The 21171-nt window shown below is 71.7% G+C and carries 18 protein-coding genes and 1 pseudogene; 16 read left to right on the forward strand and 3 right to left on the reverse strand.

Annotation, left to right across the window (positions count from 1 at the left end; all coding sequences use genetic code 11):
• Positions 1-39 precede the first annotated feature (39 nt).
• The 11 genes from ACIBLC_RS02235 (at position 40) to ACIBLC_RS02285 (ending at position 14431) form a co-directional block, all read left to right on the forward strand.
• Positions 40-777: a GntR family transcriptional regulator gene (locus ACIBLC_RS02235; protein ID WP_399209256.1), complete on the forward strand. Its 738-nt coding sequence runs from the start codon at positions 40-42 to the stop codon at positions 775-777.
• A 179-nt stretch (positions 778-956) separates the two neighbouring features.
• Positions 957-1946 (forward strand): sugar ABC transporter substrate-binding protein, encoded by a 990-nt coding sequence (locus ACIBLC_RS02240; RefSeq protein WP_399208701.1) that lies wholly within the window; start codon positions 957-959, stop codon positions 1944-1946.
• A gap of 140 nt (positions 1947-2086) precedes the next feature.
• Complete coding sequence (locus ACIBLC_RS02245) at positions 2087-3091, forward strand: sugar ABC transporter substrate-binding protein (RefSeq protein ID WP_399208702.1); 1005 nt, start codon at positions 2087-2089, stop codon at positions 3089-3091.
• Positions 3088-4149: an ABC transporter permease gene (locus ACIBLC_RS02250; protein WP_399208703.1), complete on the forward strand. Its 1062-nt coding sequence runs from the start codon at positions 3088-3090 to the stop codon at positions 4147-4149. The genes ACIBLC_RS02245 and ACIBLC_RS02250 overlap by 4 nt, the downstream gene beginning before the upstream one ends.
• Positions 4146-4967 carry an ATP-binding cassette domain-containing protein gene (locus ACIBLC_RS02255; RefSeq protein WP_399208704.1) on the forward strand — a complete coding sequence of 274 codons (822 nt, stop codon included), beginning with the start codon at positions 4146-4148 and terminating at the stop codon, positions 4965-4967. Before ACIBLC_RS02250 ends, ACIBLC_RS02255 begins: the two co-directional genes overlap by 4 nt.
• 116 nt (positions 4968-5083) lie before the next feature.
• Complete coding sequence (locus ACIBLC_RS02260) at positions 5084-6229, forward strand: ROK family glucokinase (RefSeq protein ID WP_399208706.1); 1146 nt, start codon at positions 5084-5086, stop codon at positions 6227-6229.
• On the forward strand, positions 6226-6807 hold the full coding sequence (locus ACIBLC_RS02265) for a sugar kinase (RefSeq protein ID WP_399208707.1): 582 nt from the start codon (positions 6226-6228) through the stop codon (positions 6805-6807). The genes ACIBLC_RS02260 and ACIBLC_RS02265 overlap by 4 nt, the downstream gene beginning before the upstream one ends.
• A 105-nt stretch (positions 6808-6912) precedes the next feature.
• The gene (locus tag ACIBLC_RS02270) at positions 6913-9786 is read left to right on the forward strand and encodes an SNF2-related protein (RefSeq protein ID WP_399208708.1); all 2874 of its coding nucleotides are present in this window, start codon (positions 6913-6915) and stop codon (positions 9784-9786) included.
• Positions 9787-10157: 371 nt separating this feature from the next.
• Complete coding sequence (locus ACIBLC_RS02275; RefSeq protein ID WP_399209257.1) at positions 10158-12404, forward strand: SWIM zinc finger family protein; 2247 nt, start codon at positions 10158-10160, stop codon at positions 12402-12404.
• 373 nt (positions 12405-12777) lie between these two features.
• Entirely contained in the window at positions 12778-14076 is a 1299-nt protein-coding gene (locus tag ACIBLC_RS02280; protein WP_399208709.1) for a sulfite oxidase, read from the forward strand.
• A 103-nt stretch (positions 14077-14179) separates the two neighbouring features.
• Entirely contained in the window at positions 14180-14431 is a 252-nt protein-coding gene (locus ACIBLC_RS02285; protein WP_399208710.1) for a DUF5133 domain-containing protein, read from the forward strand.
• A 220-nt stretch (positions 14432-14651) separates the two neighbouring features.
• Here ACIBLC_RS02285 and ACIBLC_RS02290 read toward each other — a convergent pair.
• From ACIBLC_RS02290 to ACIBLC_RS02300, 3 genes and pseudogenes are all read right to left on the reverse strand, one after another.
• Positions 14652-14892, reverse strand: a pseudogene (locus ACIBLC_RS02290) (alpha/beta fold hydrolase); the annotation flags it as partial.
• A complete protein-coding gene (locus tag ACIBLC_RS02295) occupies positions 14889-16220 on the reverse strand; it encodes a hypothetical protein (protein ID WP_399208711.1) in 1332 nt (443 codons plus the stop codon). The pseudogene ACIBLC_RS02290 and the gene ACIBLC_RS02295, both read right to left, overlap by 4 nt.
• A 109-nt stretch (positions 16221-16329) precedes the next feature.
• The gene (locus ACIBLC_RS02300) at positions 16330-16908 is read right to left on the reverse strand and encodes a TetR/AcrR family transcriptional regulator (RefSeq protein WP_399208712.1); all 579 of its coding nucleotides are present in this window, start codon (positions 16906-16908) and stop codon (positions 16330-16332) included.
• A gap of 172 nt (positions 16909-17080) precedes the next feature.
• Here ACIBLC_RS02300 and ACIBLC_RS02305 point away from each other — a divergent pair, with 172 nt between their 5' ends.
• The 5 genes from ACIBLC_RS02305 to ACIBLC_RS02325 all read left to right on the forward strand — a co-directional run bounded on the left by ACIBLC_RS02305 (position 17081) and on the right by ACIBLC_RS02325 (position 21078).
• Positions 17081-17515, forward strand: coding sequence for a cupin domain-containing protein (locus tag ACIBLC_RS02305; protein WP_399208713.1), 435 nt, complete (start codon positions 17081-17083; stop codon positions 17513-17515).
• An 87-nt stretch (positions 17516-17602) separates the two neighbouring features.
• Positions 17603-18916, forward strand: coding sequence for a 4-carboxymuconolactone decarboxylase (gene pcaC, locus ACIBLC_RS02310; RefSeq protein WP_399208714.1), 1314 nt, complete (start codon positions 17603-17605; stop codon positions 18914-18916).
• Positions 18917-19007: 91 nt separating this feature from the next.
• The gene (locus ACIBLC_RS02315; RefSeq protein WP_399209258.1) at positions 19008-19643 is read left to right on the forward strand and encodes an MBL fold metallo-hydrolase; all 636 of its coding nucleotides are present in this window, start codon (positions 19008-19010) and stop codon (positions 19641-19643) included.
• A gap of 69 nt (positions 19644-19712) precedes the next feature.
• Complete coding sequence (locus ACIBLC_RS02320) at positions 19713-20492, forward strand: exodeoxyribonuclease III (RefSeq protein ID WP_399208715.1); 780 nt, start codon at positions 19713-19715, stop codon at positions 20490-20492.
• Positions 20493-20637: 145 nt separating this feature from the next.
• A complete protein-coding gene (locus tag ACIBLC_RS02325; protein WP_399208716.1) occupies positions 20638-21078 on the forward strand; it encodes a DUF6278 family protein in 441 nt (146 codons plus the stop codon).
• Positions 21079-21171 lie beyond the last annotated feature (93 nt).

A 21171-nucleotide genomic window follows, 5' to 3' on the forward strand; every position in this document is an offset into this window, starting at 1 on the left:
TACGCTCGGGCCGTGCCGAAACCAGATGTGGATCCGACCGTGTCGCTCCAGCTCAGCGTCGACCGCAGCAGCCCCGTTCCGCTCTACTTCCAGCTGTCCCAGCAGCTCGAAGCGGCGATCGAGCACGGAAAGCTGACCCCGGGCAGTCTGCTGGGCAATGAGATCGAGCTCGCCGGACGCCTCGGGCTGTCCCGGCCCACGGTCCGCCAGGCCATCCAGTCCCTCGTCGACAAGGGCCTGCTCGTGCGGCGCCGAGGCGTCGGTACCCAGGTCGTACACAGCCAGGTCAAGCGCCCCCTGGAACTGAGCAGCCTGTACGACGACCTGGAGGCCGCCGGGCAGCGTCCGGCGACCCGGGTGCTCGTCAACATCGTCGAACCGGCGTCCGCCGAGGTCGCGGGCGCTCTGGCGGTGGCCGAGGGCAGCGACGTGCACCGCGTCGAGCGGCTGCGGCTCGCACACGGGGAGCCGATGGCGTACCTCTGCAACCATCTGCCGCCGGGGCTGCTGAAGCTCGACTCCGCCCAGCTGGAGGCCACCGGCCTGTACCGCATGATGCGGGCCACCGGCATCACCCTGCACAGTGCCCGCCAGTCCATCGGTGCCCGCGCGGCCACCGCGGTGGAGGGCGAGCGGCTCGGCGAACCCGCCGGGGCGCCGCTGCTCACCATGCAGCGCACCACCTTCGACGACACCGGCCGCACGGTCGAGTTCGGGTCCCACACCTACCGGGCCTCGCGCTACTCGTTCGAGTTCCAGCTCCTCGTACGACCGTGACCCGCGGCCGGGACGCGGGGCCGGGACGCGGGGCGGGCGGGGAATCCCGGGACTCGCTTCGGCCAAGAGCCAATCTCAATCGTAAGAATGTTCTGACAATTTCATTGACTGGTGCGCTGACCCGGAGCTAGAACTCCCCACAGCCGCAAAGGGGCGGCGGGAGAGAGGGTGGTCCCACCATGCGTACAGCCCGAACAGCAGCAGCGCTGATAGCTGTGATCGCGCTCGCGGCCGGGTGCAGCAGCTCCGGCGGCAAGGACTCCGAGGACTCGGCGAGCGGCAGCTCCGGCGGCAAGGCCGCGGGCACGCCCCGCCTGAAGATCGCCATGGTCACTCACTCCGGTGAGGGCGACACCTTCTGGGACATCGTCCAGAGCGGTGCCAAGCAGGCGGCGAGCAAGGACAACGTCGAGTTCCTGTACTCGAACGACAAGGAGGCCAACGGGCAGGCCCAGCTCGTCCAGGCCGCGATCGACAAGAAGGTCGACGGCATCGTCGTCACCCTGGCCAAGCCCGAGGCCATGAAGGACGTCCTCGCCAAGGCCGCGCAGGCGGGCATCCCGGTCGTCACGATCAACTCCGGCGCGGAGTACTCGAAGGAGTACGGGGCGCTCGTGCACTTCGGCCAGGACGAGTCGGTCGCCGGCGAGGCCGTGGGCGAGGAGCTGAACGGGCGCGGTCTGAAGAAGGCCGTCTGCGTCATCCACGAGCAGGGCAACGTCTCCCTCGAGCAGCGCTGCGCGGGCGTGAAGAAGACCTTCAAGGGTTCCCTGGAGAACCTGAACGTCGACGGCACCAACGCCCCCGCCTCCCAGTCCTCCATCGAGGCCAAGCTCCAGGCCACCGCCGACATCGACGCCGTCGTCACACTGGGCGCGCCGGTCGCCGCCATCGCGGTGAAGGCCAAGGAGGACGCCGGCAGCAAGGCAGAGATCGCGACCTTCGACCTCAACGCCGAGGTGGTCAAGCGTCTGAAGGCCAAGGAGGTCGGCTTCGCCGTCGACCAGCAGCCCTACCTCCAGGGCTACGAGGCCATCGACGAGCTGTGGCTCTACCAGACCAACGGCAACGTGCTCGGCGGCGGCCAGACCGTCCTCACCGGGCCGGCGATCGTCACCGAGAAGGACGTACCGCAACTGGAGAAGTACACCGCGCGCGGGACCCGCTGATGGGGTGCATGATCCCCGTGGTCGATACTTGGTCGTTCGGTGCCGGCGACATGCCGGCCCCCGGGGCCTACGGGACGGCCCGCCGGGCCGCTCCGCGGGCCCCGGCGCACCAAGCGGCACAGCAAGAAGGGCACGGCCTCGTGGCACGGACTCGGACCTGGGTAGGCATCGCGCTCGCAGGGGCACTGGGAGTGTCCCTCGCGGGATGCAGCAGCACCGGCGGCAAGCGGGCCGAGAACGCCCGCGAGGCGGCGTCGGCCCAGGGCAAGGCCGCGGTGAACACGCCCGAGTGGACCTTCGCGATGATCACCCACTCGGGTGATGGCGACACCTTCTGGGACATCGTCCAGAGCGGTGCGAAGCAGGCCGCCGTCAAGGACAACATCAACTTCCTGTACTCGCACGACGACGAGGCACAGCAGCAGGCGCAGCTCGTCGACGCCGCGGTCGACAAGAAGGTCGACGGCATCATCGTCACGCTCGCCAAGCCCGACGCCATGAAGGCGGCACTCGCGCGAGCCGAGAAGGCCGGCATCCCCGTGATCACGGTGAACTCCGGCTCCGAGGAGTCCAAGGAGTTCGGCGCGCTCACCCACATCGGCCAGGACGAGACCATCGCCGGTGAAGCGGTGGGCGACGAGCTCAACGAGCGGGGCAGGAAGAAAGCCCTGTGCATCCTGCACGAGCAGGGCAACGTCGGCCACGAGCAGCGCTGCGCGGGCATCAAGAAGACCTTCGAGGGCACCATCGAGAACCTCTACGTCACCGGCACGAGCATGCCCGACGTGCAGTCCTCCGTCGGCGCCAAGCTCCAGGCCGACAAGTCCATCGACACCGTCGTCACGCTCGGCGCCCCCTACGCGGACACCGCGGTCAAGGCCAAGGCGGACGCGGGCAGCAAGGCCGAGATCGACACCTTCGACCTGAACGCGAAGGTGGCGACGGAGCTCAAGGACGGCACCCTCGGCTTCGCCGTCGACCAGCAGCCCTACCTCCAGGGCTACGAGGCCGTGGACCTGCTCTGGCTCTACAAGTACAACGCCAACGTCCTCGGCGGCGGCCGGCCGGTCCTCACCGGACCGCAGATCATCACCAAGGACCAGGCCGCCGAGCTGGAGGAATACACCGAGCGGGGAACCCGATGACCGCTACAGCACCCGCGCCCACGCCGTCGCCCGGCGCGAAGACCGACGAACGCCTCCTCAAGAGCTCGCCGCTGCGCAAACTCATGGGCCGCCCCGAGCTGGGCTCGGTGGTCGGCGCGATCGCGGTCTTCCTCTTCTTCGCGATCTTCGCGGACAGCTTCGTACGGGCCGCCAGCCTCAGCACGGTCCTGTACGCCTCCTCGACCATCGGCATCATGGCCGTACCGGTCGCACTGCTGATGATCGGCGGCGAGTTCGACCTGTCCGCGGGCGTCATGGTGACGTCCTCCGCACTCGTCTCCTCGATGTTCAGCTACCAGATGACCACCAACGTCTGGGTCGGCGTCTTCGTCTCGCTGGTCGTCACCCTGGCGATCGGCGTCTTCAACGGCGTCCTGCTGACCCGCACCGACCCGCCCAGCTTCATCATCACGCTCGGCACCTTCCTGATGCTGACCGGCATGAACCTCGGCTTCACCAAGCTGATCAGCGGCACGGTCTCCACCAAGTCGATCTCCGACATGGAGGGCTTCTCCTCCGCCAAGGACGTCTTCGCCTCGACGATCACCATCGGAGGCGTCGACTTCAAGGTCACCATCCTGTGGTGGCTGGCCCTGATCGTCGTCGCCACCTGGATCCTGCTGCGTACCCGCATCGGCAACTGGATCTACGCGGTCGGCGGCGGCGAGGAAGCGGCCCGCGCGGTCGGCGTGCCGGTCAACAAGACGAAGATCGGCCTCTACATGGGCGTCGCCTTCGGCGCCTGGATCTCCGGCCAGCACCTGCTGTTCTCGTTCGACGTCGTACAGTCCGGCGAGGGCGTCGGCAACGAACTGACGTACATCATCGCGGCCGTCATCGGCGGTTGCCTGATCACCGGCGGCTACGGGTCCGCGGTCGGCGCGGCGGTCGGTGCCCTGATCTTCGGCATGGTCAGCAAGGGCATCGTGTTCGCCGAGTGGAACCCGGACTGGTTCAAGTTCTTCCTGGGAGTGATGCTGCTCCTGGCGACCCTGCTCAACCACTGGGTCCGCAAGCGCGCGGAGGCGACGAAATGACGACGGACGCGGAAAAGAAGACGGACGCGGCCGCCACGGAACGTGCGGCACTCGTCGAGCTCGACGACGTCAGTAAGTACTACGGCAACATCCGCGCCCTCGAAGGCGTCTCCCTGGAAGTCCACGCGGGCGAGATCACCTGCGTGCTCGGCGACAACGGCGCGGGCAAGTCGACACTCATCAAGATCATCGCGGGTCTGCACCAGCACGACGCGGGCACGCTGCGCATCGAGGGCGAGGAGACGCGTCTCTCGTCCCCGCGCGAGGCCCTGGACCGCGGTATCGCCACGGTCTACCAGGACCTCGCCGTCGTCCCGCTGATGCCGGTCTGGCGGAACTTCTTCCTCGGCTCCGAGCCGTCCAAGGGCGTCGGCCCCCTCAAGCGCATGGACGTCGAGTTCATGCGCCGGACGACCCACGCGGAACTCCTGCGCATGGGCATCGACCTGCGCGACGTCGACCAGGCCATCGGCACTCTTTCCGGCGGCGAACGCCAGTGCGTGGCGATCGCCCGCGCCGTCTACTTCGGCGCCAAGGTCCTCGTCCTCGACGAGCCCACCGCTGCCCTCGGTGTGAAGCAGTCCGGGGTGGTCCTCAAATACGTGGCCGCCGCACGGGACGCCGGCCTGGGTGTCGTCCTGATCACCCACAACCCGCACCACGCGTACCTCGTGGGTGACCGCTTCGTGCTGCTGAAGCGGGGCGCGATGTCCGGCAGTCACCTGCGTGACGAGATCACACTCGACGAACTGACCCGCCAGATGGCGGGCGGGAACGAGCTGGACGACCTGCGTCACGAGCTGGAACGCACCACCTAGGGAGGCACGGGGGCCGCGCGACCGGCCGCAGCGGGCCCGCGGTGTACGGATCGGCCCAACGCCTCCACGGTCTCCCACCGTGCAGGCCAGCGCGAGCGTAGGGCAGAATCGGCGCGATGAGCACCTACCGCGACCTCGCACACCGCGGCTCCGCGCGGGCCACCGTCCTGCGGACCGTGGGAACGCGCGAGCGCCGTTCCCACCTGACGGCCCCCCGCGTTCCCACCGTCGGCATCGACATCGGCGGCACGAAGGTGATGGCCGGTGTCGTCGACGCCGACGGCAACATCCTGGAGAAGCTCCGCGCCGAGACGCCGGACAAGTCCAAGAGCCCCAAGGTCGTCGAGGACACCATCGTCGAGCTGGTCCTGGACCTCTCCGACCGGCACGACGTGCACGCGGTCGGCATCGGCGCGGCCGGCTGGGTCGACGCCGACCGCAACCGCGTTCTGTTCGCCCCGCACCTGTCCTGGCGCAACGAGCCCCTCCGGGACCGTATCTCCAGCCGCCTCGCCGTCCCCGTGCTGGTCGACAACGACGCCAACGCCGCCGCCTGGGCCGAGTGGCGCTTCGGCGCGGGCCGCGGCGAGGACCACCTCGTCATGATCACGCTGGGCACCGGCATCGGCGGCGCGATCCTGGAGGACGGCCAGGTCAAGCGCGGCAAGTTCGGCGTGGCGGGCGAGTTCGGCCATATGCAGGTCGTGCCCGGCGGACACCGCTGCCCGTGCGGCAACCGCGGCTGCTGGGAGCAGTACAGCTCCGGCAACGCGCTGGTCCGCGAGGCCCGCGAGCTCGCCGCCGCCGACTCCCCGGTGGCGTACGGAATCATCGAGCACGTCAAGGGCAGCATCGGCGACATCACCGGACCGATGATCACCGAACTGGCCCGCGAGGGCGACGCCATGTGCATCGAGCTGCTCCAGGACATCGGACAGTGGCTGGGCATCGGCATCGCCAACCTGGCCGCCGCCCTGGACCCCTCCTGCTTCGTGATCGGCGGCGGTGTCAGCGCGGCCGACGACCTGCTGATCGTCCCGGCGCGGGACGCGTTCCGCAGGCACCTCACCGGTCGCGGCTACCGCCCCGAGGCCCGCATCGCCCGCGCCCAGCTCGGCCCCGAGGCCGGCATGGTCGGCGCCGCCGACCTCGCCCGGCTCGTCGCCCGCCGCTTCCGCCGCGCCAACCGCCGCAGAGTGGAGCGCTACGAACGGTACGAGCGTTACGTGGACTCCCTCCGTACGTCGCAGGACTCGCTGTGACGGCCTCCCTGCCGCGCCAGGCCTCGCCGCCCGACGAGCCCGGACGTCCGCCGGAGGACCCGCGCCACAAGTTCCGCCGCCGCGCGCTCACCCTGCTCATCATCGGGCTGCTCATCGGCGTCCCGGCCGGCTATCTGGTGATCTCCGCCAACCAGAGCCGCGACGCGGGCAAGCAGAAGGAGAAGAAGTACTCGGCGACCGGCCTCACCATGGGCTGGCCGTCGCGCGTCCAGCGCCGCCTCTACCAGGTCACCATCCCGGGGAAGTCGACCGACGTCGCCTACTACGAGACGAACAACTGGAAGACCAGCCGCCTGTACGTCCAGTTCGGCACCACCAGCGCGGGCCTGGACAGGTTCCTGGGCTACGTCGGTACCACCCGCGCCGCCCTCCAGACGGACGAACTCACCATCAACGCCCGCGACCAGGAGGTCGTCGGCTGGAAGTTCACCGGCCCCGGCCCGTGGTCGAGTCTCGTCCACAAGCAGAAGGCCCCGGCACCCACCCAGGACATCGTCGTGAACCTGGCCAACCCCGAGCACCCCATGGTGTACGTGGTCTCGCGCACCACTCCCTGACGGGTGCCGCCGCTCACCGGCGCTGTCGCCGAGGCCGACTGTCAGACCCCGCCCGTAGAGTCGAAGACAGCTGATTCGACCGAAGGGCGGGAGGTGACCGGGCGTATGAGGGACGGAACGGACACGGCTGCCCAGCGGGCCGTCCCGGTGCGGCTCGCCGCCGTCTTCCTGCCCGCGCCGCTGCCGCGCGAGGGGCGGGTCGCCTTCTGGGATCCGGAGGGTGAGCCGCTGCCGGCCGGCGCGGGCGCCGACGGACGGCCGTCGTACGCCGGAAGCACCGAGTGGGGAGCGTCCGGCGAGCCGGCCGAGCTGACGGTCGTACGGGCGCACGGCTCCGGAGCCCGCAGAGGCACCGTCCCCGCCCTTACCCTGCCGATCGCCGACGCCCTGCCGCTGCTCGCAGGGGCGCGCCGCCACCCCGCCGCGCATCCCGCCACGGCCTGCTGGGGTGCGGCCGCGCTGCACGCCCTGCGGCTCGTCGCGCGCGGGCGGCTGCTGCCGGGCCTGACCGCCGACGGCTTCGACGCCTGGCGCGCGGGCCCGCTGGACCCGGACGACATCGCCCACCTGAGGGCGGTGGCCGCGGCCCTGCCCCACGAAGGGCATGCCGTCCCCCTCCCCGGCAAGGGCCCACTCCGGCTGCCGGAACCGGAAGCGCTGATGCGGTCCTTCCTGGACGCGGTCGCCGACACCCTGCCGCGCACCCCGGCCGCGCAGTACACCTCGGGCAAACCGTTCGCGGCCATGGCACCGCAGCGGCTGCCCGGCGGCCACGACTGGGCGGCGGAGGTCGCCGCCGGCATGGACGCGGGCGTGCGGATCTCGCTGCGCCTGGACCTGTCCGCGTACCAGCTCTTCGACGACGGCGAGGGAGCGCGCCGCGCGGGTGCCGCCGTCGTGCAGGTGCACAGCCTCGCCGACCCCACCCTCGTCGTCGACGCCGCGGCACTGTGGGCGGGCGAGGCGGACGCGGTGTTCGGCGCCCGCGCGCGCGTCGACGCCGCCCTGGCCGTCCGTCGGGCGGCCCGCGTCTGGCCGCCTCTCGACCGGCTGTCCGAGCAGGACGTACCCGACGTACTCGCCCTCTCCGAAGAGGAGTTGTCCGACCTGCTCGGCGTCGCCGCTAACCGGCTCGGTGCGGCCGGAGTCGCCGTGCACTGGCCCAGGGACCTCGCCCACGACCTGAGCGCGGCGGCCGTGGTGCGCTCGGCACCCGGATCGGCCACGGACGGCACCGGGTTCTTCGAGAGCGAGGAACTGCTCCAGTTCCGCTGGCAGTTGGCCCTCGGCGGCGACCCGCTCACCGAGGCCGAGATGGACACACTGGCCGAGGCCCACCGTCCTGTCGTACGACTGCGGGACCAGTGGGTGCTGGTCGACCCGGCCCTCGTCCGTAAGGCCCGCAAACGTGAACTGGGCCTGCTCGACCCGGTCGACGCGCTCTCCGTCGCGCTCAGCGGCACCGCCGAGGTGGACGGCGAGACGGTCGAGGCGGTGCCGGTAGGCGCACTGGCCGTGTTGCGCGACCGTCTCACCGCCGGCGTGACCCCCGTCGAGCCACCCCCCGGTCTCAACGCGCGGCTCCGGGACTACCAACTCCGGGGCCTCGGCTGGCTGGACCTCATGACCTCCCTCGGCCTCGGCGGCTGCCTCGCCGACGACATGGGGCTCGGCAAGACCGTCACGCTCATCGCGCTGCATCTGCGCCGGGCCCGCAGCGCACCGACCCTGGTCGTCTGTCCGGCCTCGCTGCTGGGCAACTGGCAGCGGGAGATCACCCGTTTCGCGCCAGGTGTCCCCGTCCGCCGTTTCCACGGACCCGACCGCACCCTGGAGGACCTCGACGGCGGCTTCGTCCTCACCACCTACGGCACGATGCGGTCGGCCGCCGCCCACCTCGCCCAGCAGAGCTGGGGCATGGTCGTCGCGGACGAGGCCCAGCACGTCAAGAACCCCTACTCGGCGACGGCGAAGGCGCTCCGGACCATCCCGGCCCCCGCGCGCGTGGCGCTGACGGGCACCCCCGTGGAGAACAACCTCTCCGAACTCTGGGCCCTGCTCGACTGGACGACCCCCGGTCTGCTCGGTCCCCTCAAGTCCTTCCGCGCCAGGCACGCGCGTGCCGTGGAGAACGGCGAGGACGCGGAGGCGGTGACCCGTCTGGCCCGGCTGGTCCGTCCCTTCCTGCTCCGCCGCAAGAAGTCGGACCCCGGCATCGTCCCCGAACTCCCGCCCAAGACGGAGACGGACCACCCGGTCCCGCTGACCCGCGAACAGGCCTCGCTCTACGAGGCGGTGGTCCGCGAGTCGCTGCTCGCCATCGAGACCGCCGACGGCATCGCGCGACGGGGCCTGGTCCTGAAACTCCTCACCTCCCTCAAGCAGATCTGCAACCACCCGGCGCTGTATCTGAAGGAGGACGCCCGCGCGGCCGCTCACGGACCCGCCGCCCGCTCAGGCAAACTCGCCCTGCTCGACGAGCTGTTGGACACACTGCTCGCCGAGGACGGCTCGGCACTCGTCTTCACGCAGTACGTGGGCATGGCTCGCCTGATCACCGCCCACCTGGCCGCCCGCGCGGTCCCCGTGGAACTCCTGCACGGCGGAACCGCGATCCCCGAGCGCGAGCACATGGTGGACCGTTTCCAGAGCGGTTCGACACCGATCCTGGTGCTCTCCCTCAAGGCCGCGGGCACCGGCCTGAACCTCACCCGGGCCGGCCATGTCGTCCACTTCGACCGCTGGTGGAATCCGGCCGTCGAGGAACAGGCCACCGACCGCGCCTACCGCATCGGCCAGACCCAGCCCGTCCAGGTCCACCGGCTCATCACCGAGGGCACGGTGGAGGACCGCATCGCCGAGATGCTCGAAGCGAAGCGGGCCCTCGCGGACGCGATCCTCGGGTCCGGCGAGGCGACTCTCACCGAGCTGACCGACCGCGAGCTGTCGGACCTGGTGTCCCTTCGGAGGTCCGAGTGAACGCCGACGAGGAGGAGACGACCCCGGGGGCCGAGGCCGCGGGCACGGATCAGTCGCCCCCCGCGGAGGGGACACGCCCTGCCGACGCGGCCCGCCGGGCTCTGCGGGCCGCGCGGGAGCGTGAGGTTCGGGGGGAGGGGTCGGCCGACGCTGAGCAGGGGCGACCGGGCCGGCCGGAGGAGTCGGATGAGGTGGTTGGGCGGGGCCCGGTCGATCCGCGCCCTTCACAGGTGTCCTCCCCGGGGGCTCGACCGGGGGATGTGGCACGTGAGGCTCTGCGGCGGGCCACGGCGGCGGCGACGCCGGCAGGGAGGCGTATGGGTGCGGATGAGGTGGCGGGATCCGAGGGAGCCACTGCGGACTCCGGCCAGATGCCGCCTCCCGCCGACGGGCCTTCTGCCGGGGCAGGGACCGACACCGGGACCGGGACCGGGACCGGGATCGGGACCGAGGCCGGGGGAGAGGCCGGGGGAGAGGTCGATGCGGGGGCAGAGGTCACCCCGACGGGTGGTCCTGCCGCAGGGGGGTCGCGTCCGGGAGACGTCGCGCGTGAGGCGTTGCGCGCCGCGCGGGGTGCGACCGCGGCGAGGCAGGCGCGGGCAGGCGCGGCCGGATCGAAGAGAGTAACCAGCCCTGACAGCAGCGGAGTTGAGGCAAGGCGCCGGTCCACCGACCCCACGACCGCCCCCTCCAGGGCTGGGCGGAACACTCGCGATCAGAACCGCCGAACCCAGGCGCAGGACCTACGCGATCTACTCGCCGGAGCCTTCCAACTGCCCTCCGACGCGGACCTGTCCGACGTGGCACCGCTCGACGCGGCAGGGTCCGAAGCGGCATGGTCCGACGAAGCACGGCCCGACCCGGCATCACCCGACGCGCCGGCCACCGACGCATTCGCCCTCGACGCCGGCCAGGCGGCGAGACGCCCTGGAGTGCCGGCGCATGACCAGCCCGAGGCAGGCTCAAGTCCAGGCGCGGCGGAGCTCGATGCCGGAGCCGCCGTGCCCCCGGAGACGTGGCCGCCGTCCGAGCGGGGAACAGCGGACCGGCGTTCGGCTCGATCGGGGGAGGCGTCGGTCGGGCTCCCGGACGCGTCGCCACTGCCCGTGCGGGGAGTTGTCGCGGACCGGCGTCCGGCCCAGCCCGGGGACGCGTCCGGCGCCCACCCGGATTCGCCGCCCCCACCCGACCGCGAAACGCTTCCGGACCGGGCCCCGGCGCAACCCGGAGACGCGGCCGGCGTCTCCTCGGGCGCACCGGCCTCGCCCGCGCGGGCGGCGACGCCGGACCCGTATGCCGCACAGGCCGCCTCGCCCGAGCGGCCCGCGGGCATCGCCACTCGGCTCCCGCGGTCCATGGGATCCCCGGGCCGCGACGGCGAGTTGCGGCGTACGTTCGAGGCCTTTCCGGCGCGGGCGTCGGATGCTGACGGCTTCGCGGAGACGTGGTGGGGGAACGCGTGGGTGCGCTCGCTGGAGGAGGGAGCGCTCGATGCCGCGCGGCTCGCGCGGGGGAGGACGTACGCCGGGCGCGGACACGTGGACGCGATCACGGTGACGCCGGGACTGGTGCTCGCGTACGTGCACGGGAGCCGGCCGCGGCCCTACCGCGTCCAGGTCGGGGTGGGGACGCTGTCCGACAGTGACTGGGACCGTTTCCTCGACGCGGTCGCCGAGCGGCCCGGGGACATCGCCGCGCTGCTCGACAAGGAGATGCCCAAGTCGCTGGCCGAGTGCGGGGTCGCCCTGCTCCCCGGCCCCGGCGAGCTCGAACCGCACTGCGGCTGCCCCGACTTCGGGCACCCCTGCAAGCACGCGGCCGCCCTCTGCTACCAAACCGCGCGGCTGCTGGACGAGGACCCCTTCGTGCTGCTCCTGCTGCGCGGGCGCGGCGAACGCGAGCTGCTCGACGAGCTGTCCCGCCGCAACGCGGCCAGGATCGCCCGCGCCGCCCAGGACCAGGAACCCGCCCCCCTCCCCGGTGTCCGCGCCCGCGACGCCCTCGCCCGGCGCGTACTGCCGCCTCTCCCGGCGCCGCTCCCGCCGCCCGCGCACCCCGAGCAGCCGCCGACCTACCCCGGCGCGCCGGGCGGGCCGGACCCGTTCGCGCTGGACCAGCTGGCCACCGACGCGGCGGCTCGCGCGCACGCGATGCTCACCGCGGGCCGCGATCCGGTCGCGGAGCTGACGCTCTGGCAGGACGCGGTGCGCCTCGCCGCCGCCCGGCCCGGTTCCGGTCTCACCGCCACGACCCGCACCCTCTACGCCTCACTCGCCACCGCCGCCGGACGGACCCGGGCCGACCTGGCGCGGGCGGTCGCCGCCTGGCGGCAGGGCGGCTTCGAAGGGCTCGCCGTCCTCGAAGAGCCGTGGGACCCGCCCGCGGGCCGCTTCGACCGGGCCCGCCCGCTGCTCCTCGCCGCCGACCTCCCCGCCTTCCGCCCCTGGCGCAACCACCTCACCCACCCACGAGGCCACGCCCAGCTCCGCCTCGGCCACAGCGGTCTCTGGTACGCCTACGAATCCGAACCGGGCCAGGACGACTGGTGGCCCCGCGGCACCCCTGACCTCGACCCGGTCGGCGCGCTCACGGGCCTCGGCGCATCCGGCGACCTCTGAGCGCCTCCCCGACATGGGCGCTCCTCCCGCACGCCCTGCCCGCCCCGCACCCGCCGCCCACCAGTTGCCGCTCCAGAACACCGACTGCATTGATTCCCCGGCGAGTTGGCGGCCGGGCTCGTACCATGGCGTTCATGTTCCTCAGCGACCACCGCCCCGCCCCGCGGTCCCGCGCGCGTTCGTCGCGCGGTTGTTGTTGTTGCTGATCCTCGCCAAGGACTCCGTCCTTGGCACGGCCGTCGTGGTCCCACTGCCGACGCCGTAGTTCCTTCGCGGTTCCGGCGCCCCCGGGTGCCGTCCCCCTCGCACGGTCGCGGCAGGCCCCGCCGTGTCCCGCGCGCTCGCCTCCCGCCCCGAAAGGCAGGGCCCTTCCATGCCCCGGACGCCTCACCTCCCGCACGACGAATCCGCCTACGACCGTCGCAGACTCCGCCAATGGCTGGCGGGAGACGCCCGGGCCGACGGAGTGGACCGCCGCGACCTGCTCAGGCTGCTCGCCGCGGCCGGACTCACCGCGACCGTGCCCTCGGCGTTCGGCGCGCCCGCCGCGGCCGCCGCCGGGACGTCGGTGACTCCCGCCGCGACCGTTCCCGGCATCGTGAAACCCCTCCCGGACGACTGGTTCACGGCCCGCGGTACCAACGCCGAGACCAAGTTCGCGTCCCTCGCGGGCACCGGCTACCACACCCCCAACGACCACTTCTTCGTACGCAACCACACGGCCACGCCCCTCCTGGACGCCAAGACATGGACCCTCACACTCTGGGGAGACGGGCTCGCACGCGAGGAGCCGGTCGAGTTCACCCTCGGCGACCTGAAGCGGCTCCCCGCCACCACCCGCACCGCGTTCGTGGAGTGCGCGGGCAACGGCCGCAGCTTCTTCACGACGCAACAGGGCCAGCCGGTCAGCGGCACCGCGTGGACGCTCGGCGCGATCGGCACGGCCCGCTGGAAGGGCGTACGGCTGGCCGAGGTACTGCGCAGGGCCGGGCTCACGGACCGGGCCGTCGACGTCCTGCCGCGTGGCCTGGACGCCGAGTACGTCACCGCCGACGGCACCAACCTCGGTCATGTCCGCCGCCCGCTGCCGCTCTCCAAGGCGCTGGACGACGTACTGCTCGCCTACGAGATGAACGGCGAACCGCTGCCCGCGGACCACGGGCACCCCGTTCGCGTCCTCGTGCCCTCCTGGGTGGGAATCGCCTCGATCAAGTGGGTGGGCGACATCGAGGTGTCCGCCCAGCCGCTCTACTCGCCCTGGAACACCGACTTCTACCGGTTGTTCGGCGCCGCCCACCCCGAAGGCGGCAGCGCGCCCCTCACCCGGCAGACCCTCAAGAGCGCCTTCGAACTCGGCTGGAACGCGAGCCTGGCCGCCGGTACCCGGCATCGGCTCACCGGCCGTTCCTGGTCCGGCGGCCGTGGCGTCGTGCGCGTCGAGGTGAGCACCGACGGCGGCGCGAACTGGCGGCGGGCCCGGCTGTACGACGCCCCGAGCCGCACCGGCTGGGTCCGCTGGTCCACCGACTGGCGTCCGGCGACTCCAGGGGCGTACACCCTGCTGGCCCGCGCGACCGACACCACGGGCCGCACCCAGCCGGAGACGACCGTCCCCAACACGCAGGGCTACCTCTTCGACGCGGTGGTCCGGCATCCCGTCCAGGTGTCCTGACCGCGAGTGGCCGTCCCGTCACCGGAGGCGGAAACAGGTACGAATAGGTACGTGACAAGGGGGAATCCGTCGTTGAGAAGCCACGACGAGAGGCACGCCTGCGATGCTCGAACCTGATCCGATGCTCCTGCGGATTCTCCTCGCGCGCTACGCGGAGGCCCGCTTCGCGCACGCGCACAGCGTGAACGCGCGCACCGCCGCGGCCCTCGACGAGGTCGCCCACACGCTGTGTGCGGCGACCGCGTCGGCCACGGTGGAGGAGGCCATCGCCGCCGCGGACGCGGTTCTGGAATCCGCCCGGAACGGCAGCCGCGCCCTCGCGGAAAACCCGCGGGCCGAGCTCGCCGCGACCTGAGAGCCGGCGGCTCAGCAACTCCTCGACGGCTCCCCGACATGTGCGGCTGAGTCACGCCGGAGTCGTTCCGACCGCATGGCCCGGATCATGAGGGCCTTCGAAGCCTTCGAACGCTACGCGGCCGTCGCCGACGACCTGACGTCGGTGAGCGGCAAAGCCTCCCGGACCATCCCGCGTCGAGGACGTGGCCGGTGACATCGTGGGCCATGAGCCGCACCTGGGACTCGTTGCGGTCAACGATGAAGGCGGAGTCGCCAAGCCCGTGGAGGTCCGGCACGACGACGGTGTACCGCGGCGTCGGCTTCGGGACGAGGTGCCGCCGGTGGCAGCCGGTCCTGGGGACCGACCCCGTGCAGCAGCACCACCGCGGGGCCGGACCCGGCAGTCCGGTAGCGCAGGCTCGTCCCGTTGACGGCGGCGCGACCCGTCCGGACCGGGTCTCCGCGGTGGTCGAGAATCATTGTCCCGTCCGGTCAGTCGCGTCGGGATCCGACAGCTCGACGACAAGCCGGCCGAGCTCGCCGCCCCCAACCGCCGTACGGACACGGGAGGTGTTCGGGCGCAGGACGACGTTCTCCGGGTAGAGCCGGCCGAGCAGCGCGAGGACGACGAGGCCGTCCTGACCAGTGGCGTCCAGGGTGACCTCGCCGCTCCGCGTCCACACCAGCCCCGGGGCGCGAAGTGCCGGCCGGAGATGGGCGGTTCGGGATCCGGGGTCGGCGGGCGCACCGTCCGCGGTCACCTCCTGGCGGCGGGTGACGCGACGGGCGAAACGATGGCCGCGCAGGGCCTGGCCGAGGTCGACACGGGCCATGGTGCCGTCGTCGTCGGTGACTTCGAGGTGGGCGGTGCGGGCCCCGTCGGCGACCGGCCCGAGGACGGTACGGGCGGTGAGCGGCCCCGCCCCGGCGGTCGCGGGCGGCAGCTCCTCGACGGGCGTGCGCGGTGCGGAGTAGTAGTCCTGTACCCCGGGCAGGTACGAGACGGTCTCCTCGACCGTCGTGCCTGGGCGCCAAGTCAGCAGGTATCGGGACGCGTTGAGGGCAGGCTGATCGAGGACGGCGGGCAGGACGGTGCCGCCGGCCGTGTCGAAGCCGTAACTCGCCGGGCGGATGCCGCCGGTGCCGCCGGTGACGGCGTGACGGGCGAAGTCGACGACGCTGCTGTGCCGGATCTGCCGGACCAGGAGTTCGGTGAGGAACCCGTCGCGGGCGGGTTCGAGGTGCCGCAGCCCGGCCGGGGTGATGCGCAGGGGGACGTCCTGCCAGTTGGTGAAGGGCAGCAGAGCGTCGCGCAGCAGGACCACTTGGTGCAGCCACTCGTTGTAGAGCTGCATCGTGACCGGTCCGCCGCGCCGGCGGAGGAGCAGATCGGCCGCGGCAGGGGTGAGGAGATGGCCGTAGCAGTGGCTGCGCACGACCAACGGGCCCGCGGGCAGCGGTATCCGCTCGGTGAGCAGCCGTTCCAGGGCGGCGGTCGCCCAGGACGCGAGCTCCCGCCCGACCGACTCGGCCTGCGCGCCTAGTTCGCGCGCGGCCGGGGCACTCTCGGGGCCCACGGCCAGCGGTAGGGAGGTCTCCCGGGTGCCGAGTCCGAGCGTCGCGCGGATCTGGGCCTCCAGCACCTCGCCGTCGGCGCTCGTGAGGGCGTTGTCGTCGATGACGCCCTGGAGCAACGGCTCGGTGGCGGTGAAGAACTGACGGGCCGTCATGCTGCTGCCGGCCGCGGGAAAGGTGTTCCAGCGACTGCCGCCGAGGGCGGGAGTGGTCAGGGATGGTGCGGGGGGCATGGGGCCTCCGTCGTCGTTCGAGAAGGGGTGGGTGCCGCCGGACCCCGTACCTGCTCGGGATCCGGCCGCTTTTCTGGATCGTGCGATACAGATTCTGGGCGCGAAAAAATCAGTCGAGGGCGCCCAGGGCGACCTCCACGAGGGGTTCGAGAGCGCGGACGTCGGGCGAGATCTTCGAGGAGACCAGCAGCCCGTTGAGGAACGTGACGAGGAAGCCGGCCAGGGTGTGGGCGTCGTGCCGCACCGTGACCTCGCCCCGCCCCTGCGCCACACGCAGCACGTCGGCGAGCGCGTCCCGGCCGGCGTCCTGCATTTCCCGGACGGTGCGCCGCGTCGTCGGATCCCGCGGCAGGCGCTCGCACGCGGCGTTGACCGCCAGGCAGCCCCGGCCGTCGCCTTCGGCGGCGATCCGGACCCGTTCGACCAGCATCGTGCGGATCGCCGACCTGGCGTCCGCTCCTTCCTCCAGGCTGCGCAGGGCGGCCGCCGCCAGGGTCGTGCGGTAGTGCTCCAGGGCGGCTCGGTAGAGGCCGTCCTTGTCGCCGAAGGCGGCGTACAGGGATCCCTGGCCGATCCCCAGGTGCTGCGTCAGGTCGCGCACCGACGTCGCCTCGTAACCCCGCGACCAGAACAGCTCCATCGCGCGGCTCACCGCCGCTTCGGTGTCGAACTCCCGGGTCCTCGCCATGAGCCGACCGTAACCTATCTGGATCGTACGTTCAAGAAAAGGCGTCCTCCACCCTGTCAGACGTACTCCCGAATCTGACCGACGAACTCCCGAACTGCCGGAATCCCGTGCGCTCGTACGACAAAATCCTCAACGGAACGCCGGCTCGTCGTCCGCTGAAAGGACTTCCCCCATGCGCACCGTGCTCCGTCCCGGGCTCGCGGCAGCAGCGGCCCTCTGTCTCTCGCTCGTCGCCGGCCCCGCCCACGCGACACCTCCCGGCCCGGGAGTCACCGGCAGGGAGATCGCGCGGACCACCGTCGGCGACACGGACTACATCCTGCGGGAGATCACCGTCCCGGCGGGCCGGAGCACCGGCTGGCACTATCACGACGGCACGCTGTACGGCCTCGTCGAGGAGGGCACCCTGAGTCACTTCGACTCGGACTGCGCGCCCGACGGCGTCTACCGCGCCGGCGCCACCCTCACCGAGCCCTCCGGCGCCGGCCACGTGCACATCGGCCGCAACCTCGGGACCACCCCGCTGGTCCTGGACGTCCTCTACGTCCTGCCGCACGGCGCACCCCTGTCCGAGGACGCCCCCAACCCGGGCTGCGACTTCCAGTGACACCGGACGTGGAGGATCTGCGTCCAGCCGCCGAAGCCTGGAGAGGTTTCGCGAGCGTCGCGACCCCCTCCTGTGAGGAAATGTGAGATGTGGGAGCGTGAGCGGGTGAGTGATACGAACACCGAAACCCTGCAATACCGCTTTGACGGGCCGGAAAACGCCCCGGTCCTGATCCTGGGCCCGTCCCTCGGCACCACCTGGCACATGTGGGACCGGCAGGTTCCGGAGCTGGCGAAGCACTGGCGGATCTTCCGCTTCGACCTGCCAGGACACGGCGGCGCGCCCGCCTACCCGGCCGGTTCGGTCGCCGAACTCGCCGAGCGGCTGCTGGTCACGCTCGACGGGCTCGGCGTGCAGCGCTTCGGTTACGCGGGGTGCGCCTTCGGTGCCGCCATCGGGATCGAGCTGGCGCTGAGCCACCCGGAGCGGCTCGCCTCGCTCGGGGTGATCGCCGCCTCGCCGCGTTTCGGTACGGCGGACGAGTTCCGGCAGCGCGGTGTGATCGTACGTACGAACGGGCTCGACCCGATCGCCCGGATGTCGCCCGAGCGCTGGTTCACGGAGGGGTTCGCCGCCACTCAGCCCGCGATCACCGAGTGGGCCGTGCAGATGGTGCGCACCACCGACCCCGGCTGCTACATCGCCGCCTGTGAGGCGCTCGCCGCGTTCGACATACGGGCCGAACTCGCCCGCATCGGAGTGCCGACCCTCGTCCTCGTCGGCTCGGACGACCAGGTCACCGGGCCGGCCGAGGCCCGCACCCTGGTCGCCGGAATACCGGACGCCCGGCTCGCCGTCGTACCCGGCGCCTCGCACCTGGTTCCCGTGGAGCAGCCGGCCGCGGTCACCGACCTCCTCGTACGGCATTTCTCCAGTGCCTGGCAGGCCGCCTTCGGCACCTCGACGGGCCAGACGGCGATCCCGGCGGCCCCGGTCAAGCAGGTCCTCTCGCCGGCTCCGTCGGCGTCGCCCGTGGCGGAGATCGCGCCGCCCGTCGCACCGGCCGAGGGCCTGGGGCGGCCCGATCCGTACGACGCCGGGATCAAGGTGCGCCGCGAGGTGCTCGGCGACGCGCATGTGGACCGGGCACTCGCCTCGGCGGACGAGTTCTCCGGGGACTTCCAGGAGTTCGTCACCCGGTACGCCTGGGGCGAGATCTGGGACCGGCCCGGGCTCGACCGGCGCTCGCGCAGCTGTGTCACGCTCACCGCGCTGGTCGCGGGCGGTCACCTGGACGAACTCGGCTTCCACATCCGCGCCGCCCTCCGCAACGGCCTCACCCCGGTGGAGATCAAGGAGGTGCTCCTCCAGACGGCCGTCTACTGCGGCGTACCCGCCGCGAACAGCGCCTTCAAGGTGGCCCAGCAGGTCATCCGCGAGGAGACCACGCCCGAGGAGTGACCGCGCCCGTGATCTTCATCCTGGCAGCGGGACCACCAGCCTGAGCGGCCCGTCGCCGCGCCGACGGGGGCAGGATGGAGTCATGACCATCATGAAACTCACCAAGAAGACGCACGCCTGCGTCCGCCTCGAGAAGGACGGGCGCACGCTCGTCATCGACCCGGGCACCTTCAGTGAGGAGGACGCCGCGGTCGGCGCGGACGCGATCCTGATCACCCACGAGCACCTCGACCACTTCAACGAGGAGCGGCTGCGGGCCGGTCTCGAGGCCAACCCGGGCGCCGAGCTCTGGACACTGAAGGCGGTCGCCGACCAGATCTCGGCGGCGTTCCCGGGGCGCGTGCACACGGTCGGACACGGCGACACGTTCACCGCCGCGGGCTTCGACGTCCAGGCGCACGGCGAACTGCACGCCGTGATCCACCCGGACATCCCGCGCATCACCAACGTGGGCTACCTCATCGACGGCGGCCGCGTCTTCCACCCGGGCGACGCCCTCACGGTCCCCGACCACCCGGTCGAGACGCTGATGCTCCCGGTCATGGCCCCCTGGAGCAAGATCTCCGAGGTCATCGAGTACGTCCGCGAGGTCAAGCCGCAGCGCGCGTACGACATCCACGACGCCCTGCTCACCGACCTCGCCCGGCCGATCTACGACAACCAGATCGGCGCGCTGGGCGGCTCCGAGCACCTGCGGCTCACGCCGGGAGCGTCGGCGGAGGTCTGAGCCGGTCGGAGCGGTCGCCGTGCGGCACCTCCGGGCCCGTTGTCGTACCCGCCCGGTAGGTTGTGAGTCATGCGCATCGCCACCTGGAACGTGAACTCGATCACCGCCCGCCTCCCGAGGCTGCTGGCCTGGCTGGAGAGCAGCGGCACGGACGTGCTGTGCATCCAGGAGACCAAGACCACCGCCGAGCAGTTCCCCACGGACGAGCTGCGAGAGCTGGGCTACGAGTCGGCGGTGAACGCCACGGGGCGGTGGAACGGCGTGGCGGTGGTCTCCCGAGTGGGCCTCGAGGACGTCGTCAAGGGCCTGCCCGGCGATCCCGGGTTCGACGGTGTCCAGGAGCCCCGCGCGGTCTCCGCGACCTGCGGCGCGGTCCGCGTGTGGTCGGTGTACGTGCCGAACGGACGCGAGCTGGACAACCCCCACTACGCGTACAAGATCCAGTGGTTCGAGGCACTCAAGGCGGCGATCGCGGGCGACGCGGCGGGCAGCCGGCCGTTCGCGGTGCTGGGGGACTACAACGTCGCGCCGACGGACGAGGACGTCTGGGACATCGCCCTCTTCGAAGGCGCCACCCACGTCACCCCGGCCGAGCGCGCCGCCCTCGCCGCCCTGCGCGAGACGGGCCTCACCGACGTGGTCCCGCGCCCCCTCAAGTACGACCACCCGTTCACCTATTGGGACTACCGCCAGCTCGGCTTCCCGAAGAACCGCGGCATGCGCATCGACCTGGTCTACGGGAACGAATCGTTCTCGAAGGCCGTCACCGACGCGTACGTGGACCGCGAGGAGCGCAAGGGCAAGGGCGCCTCGGACCACGCCCCGGTCGTGGTGGACCTGGACGTGTGAGTGGGCCGTCCACGGCCTTCGGCGGCTGATCTCCCTTGCTCGGACGGGCACTTGGGGCGGGGGCTGCGCGGCAGGGAACGCCTCTCGAACAGGCGACCCCGCGCGCCTGTGGTGCGCACGGTGACGTGAATGACACGCTGGGCTGATGAACATCCCTTTCCTCGGCAACTGGCGCAAGAAGCGTGACCCCGCCTTCGGCGTCGCGGTGTTCTCCGACGGAGAGACCGACTCCGAGGGAGTCTCCGAACTCCTCTCCGAATGCGATCTGCTGCGCTCCCAGGCGGAGTTGGCGGGAGTCGAACTCGACGACTCCGTCGCCTCGTTGGAGGCGCTCGACCAACTCCTGCCCCGCTGGCGGGACGACGAGGAGAGCCTGCCGTGGCTCGGCAACGACGCCGGTCTCTACGTCGGCACGGTGATCGTGCGCACCGTCCCCGGAGCCGTCTGGCAGATCTGGCCCAACGGCCATCCCGTGGTGCGGCTGACGTCCGGCCGCGAGTTCGACGTGGTCGCCTCCGGCCACACCTGGGCGTCCAGTGGCGAGCCCGAACTCTCGCAGCTGTACGCGGAGGTGTCCGAGGGGTAACCGCACAATACGGCTAATGCCCGGAAAGTGCGTGTCGCGCAGTAAGTCCATTGTTGTCCGGATAGTTTGCGGCAACCGCGACACAGCTGAGAG

This window comes from Streptomyces sp. NPDC050535 (assembly GCF_044457665.1).
Taxonomy (GTDB): Bacteria; Actinomycetota; Actinomycetes; order Streptomycetales; family Streptomycetaceae; genus Streptomyces.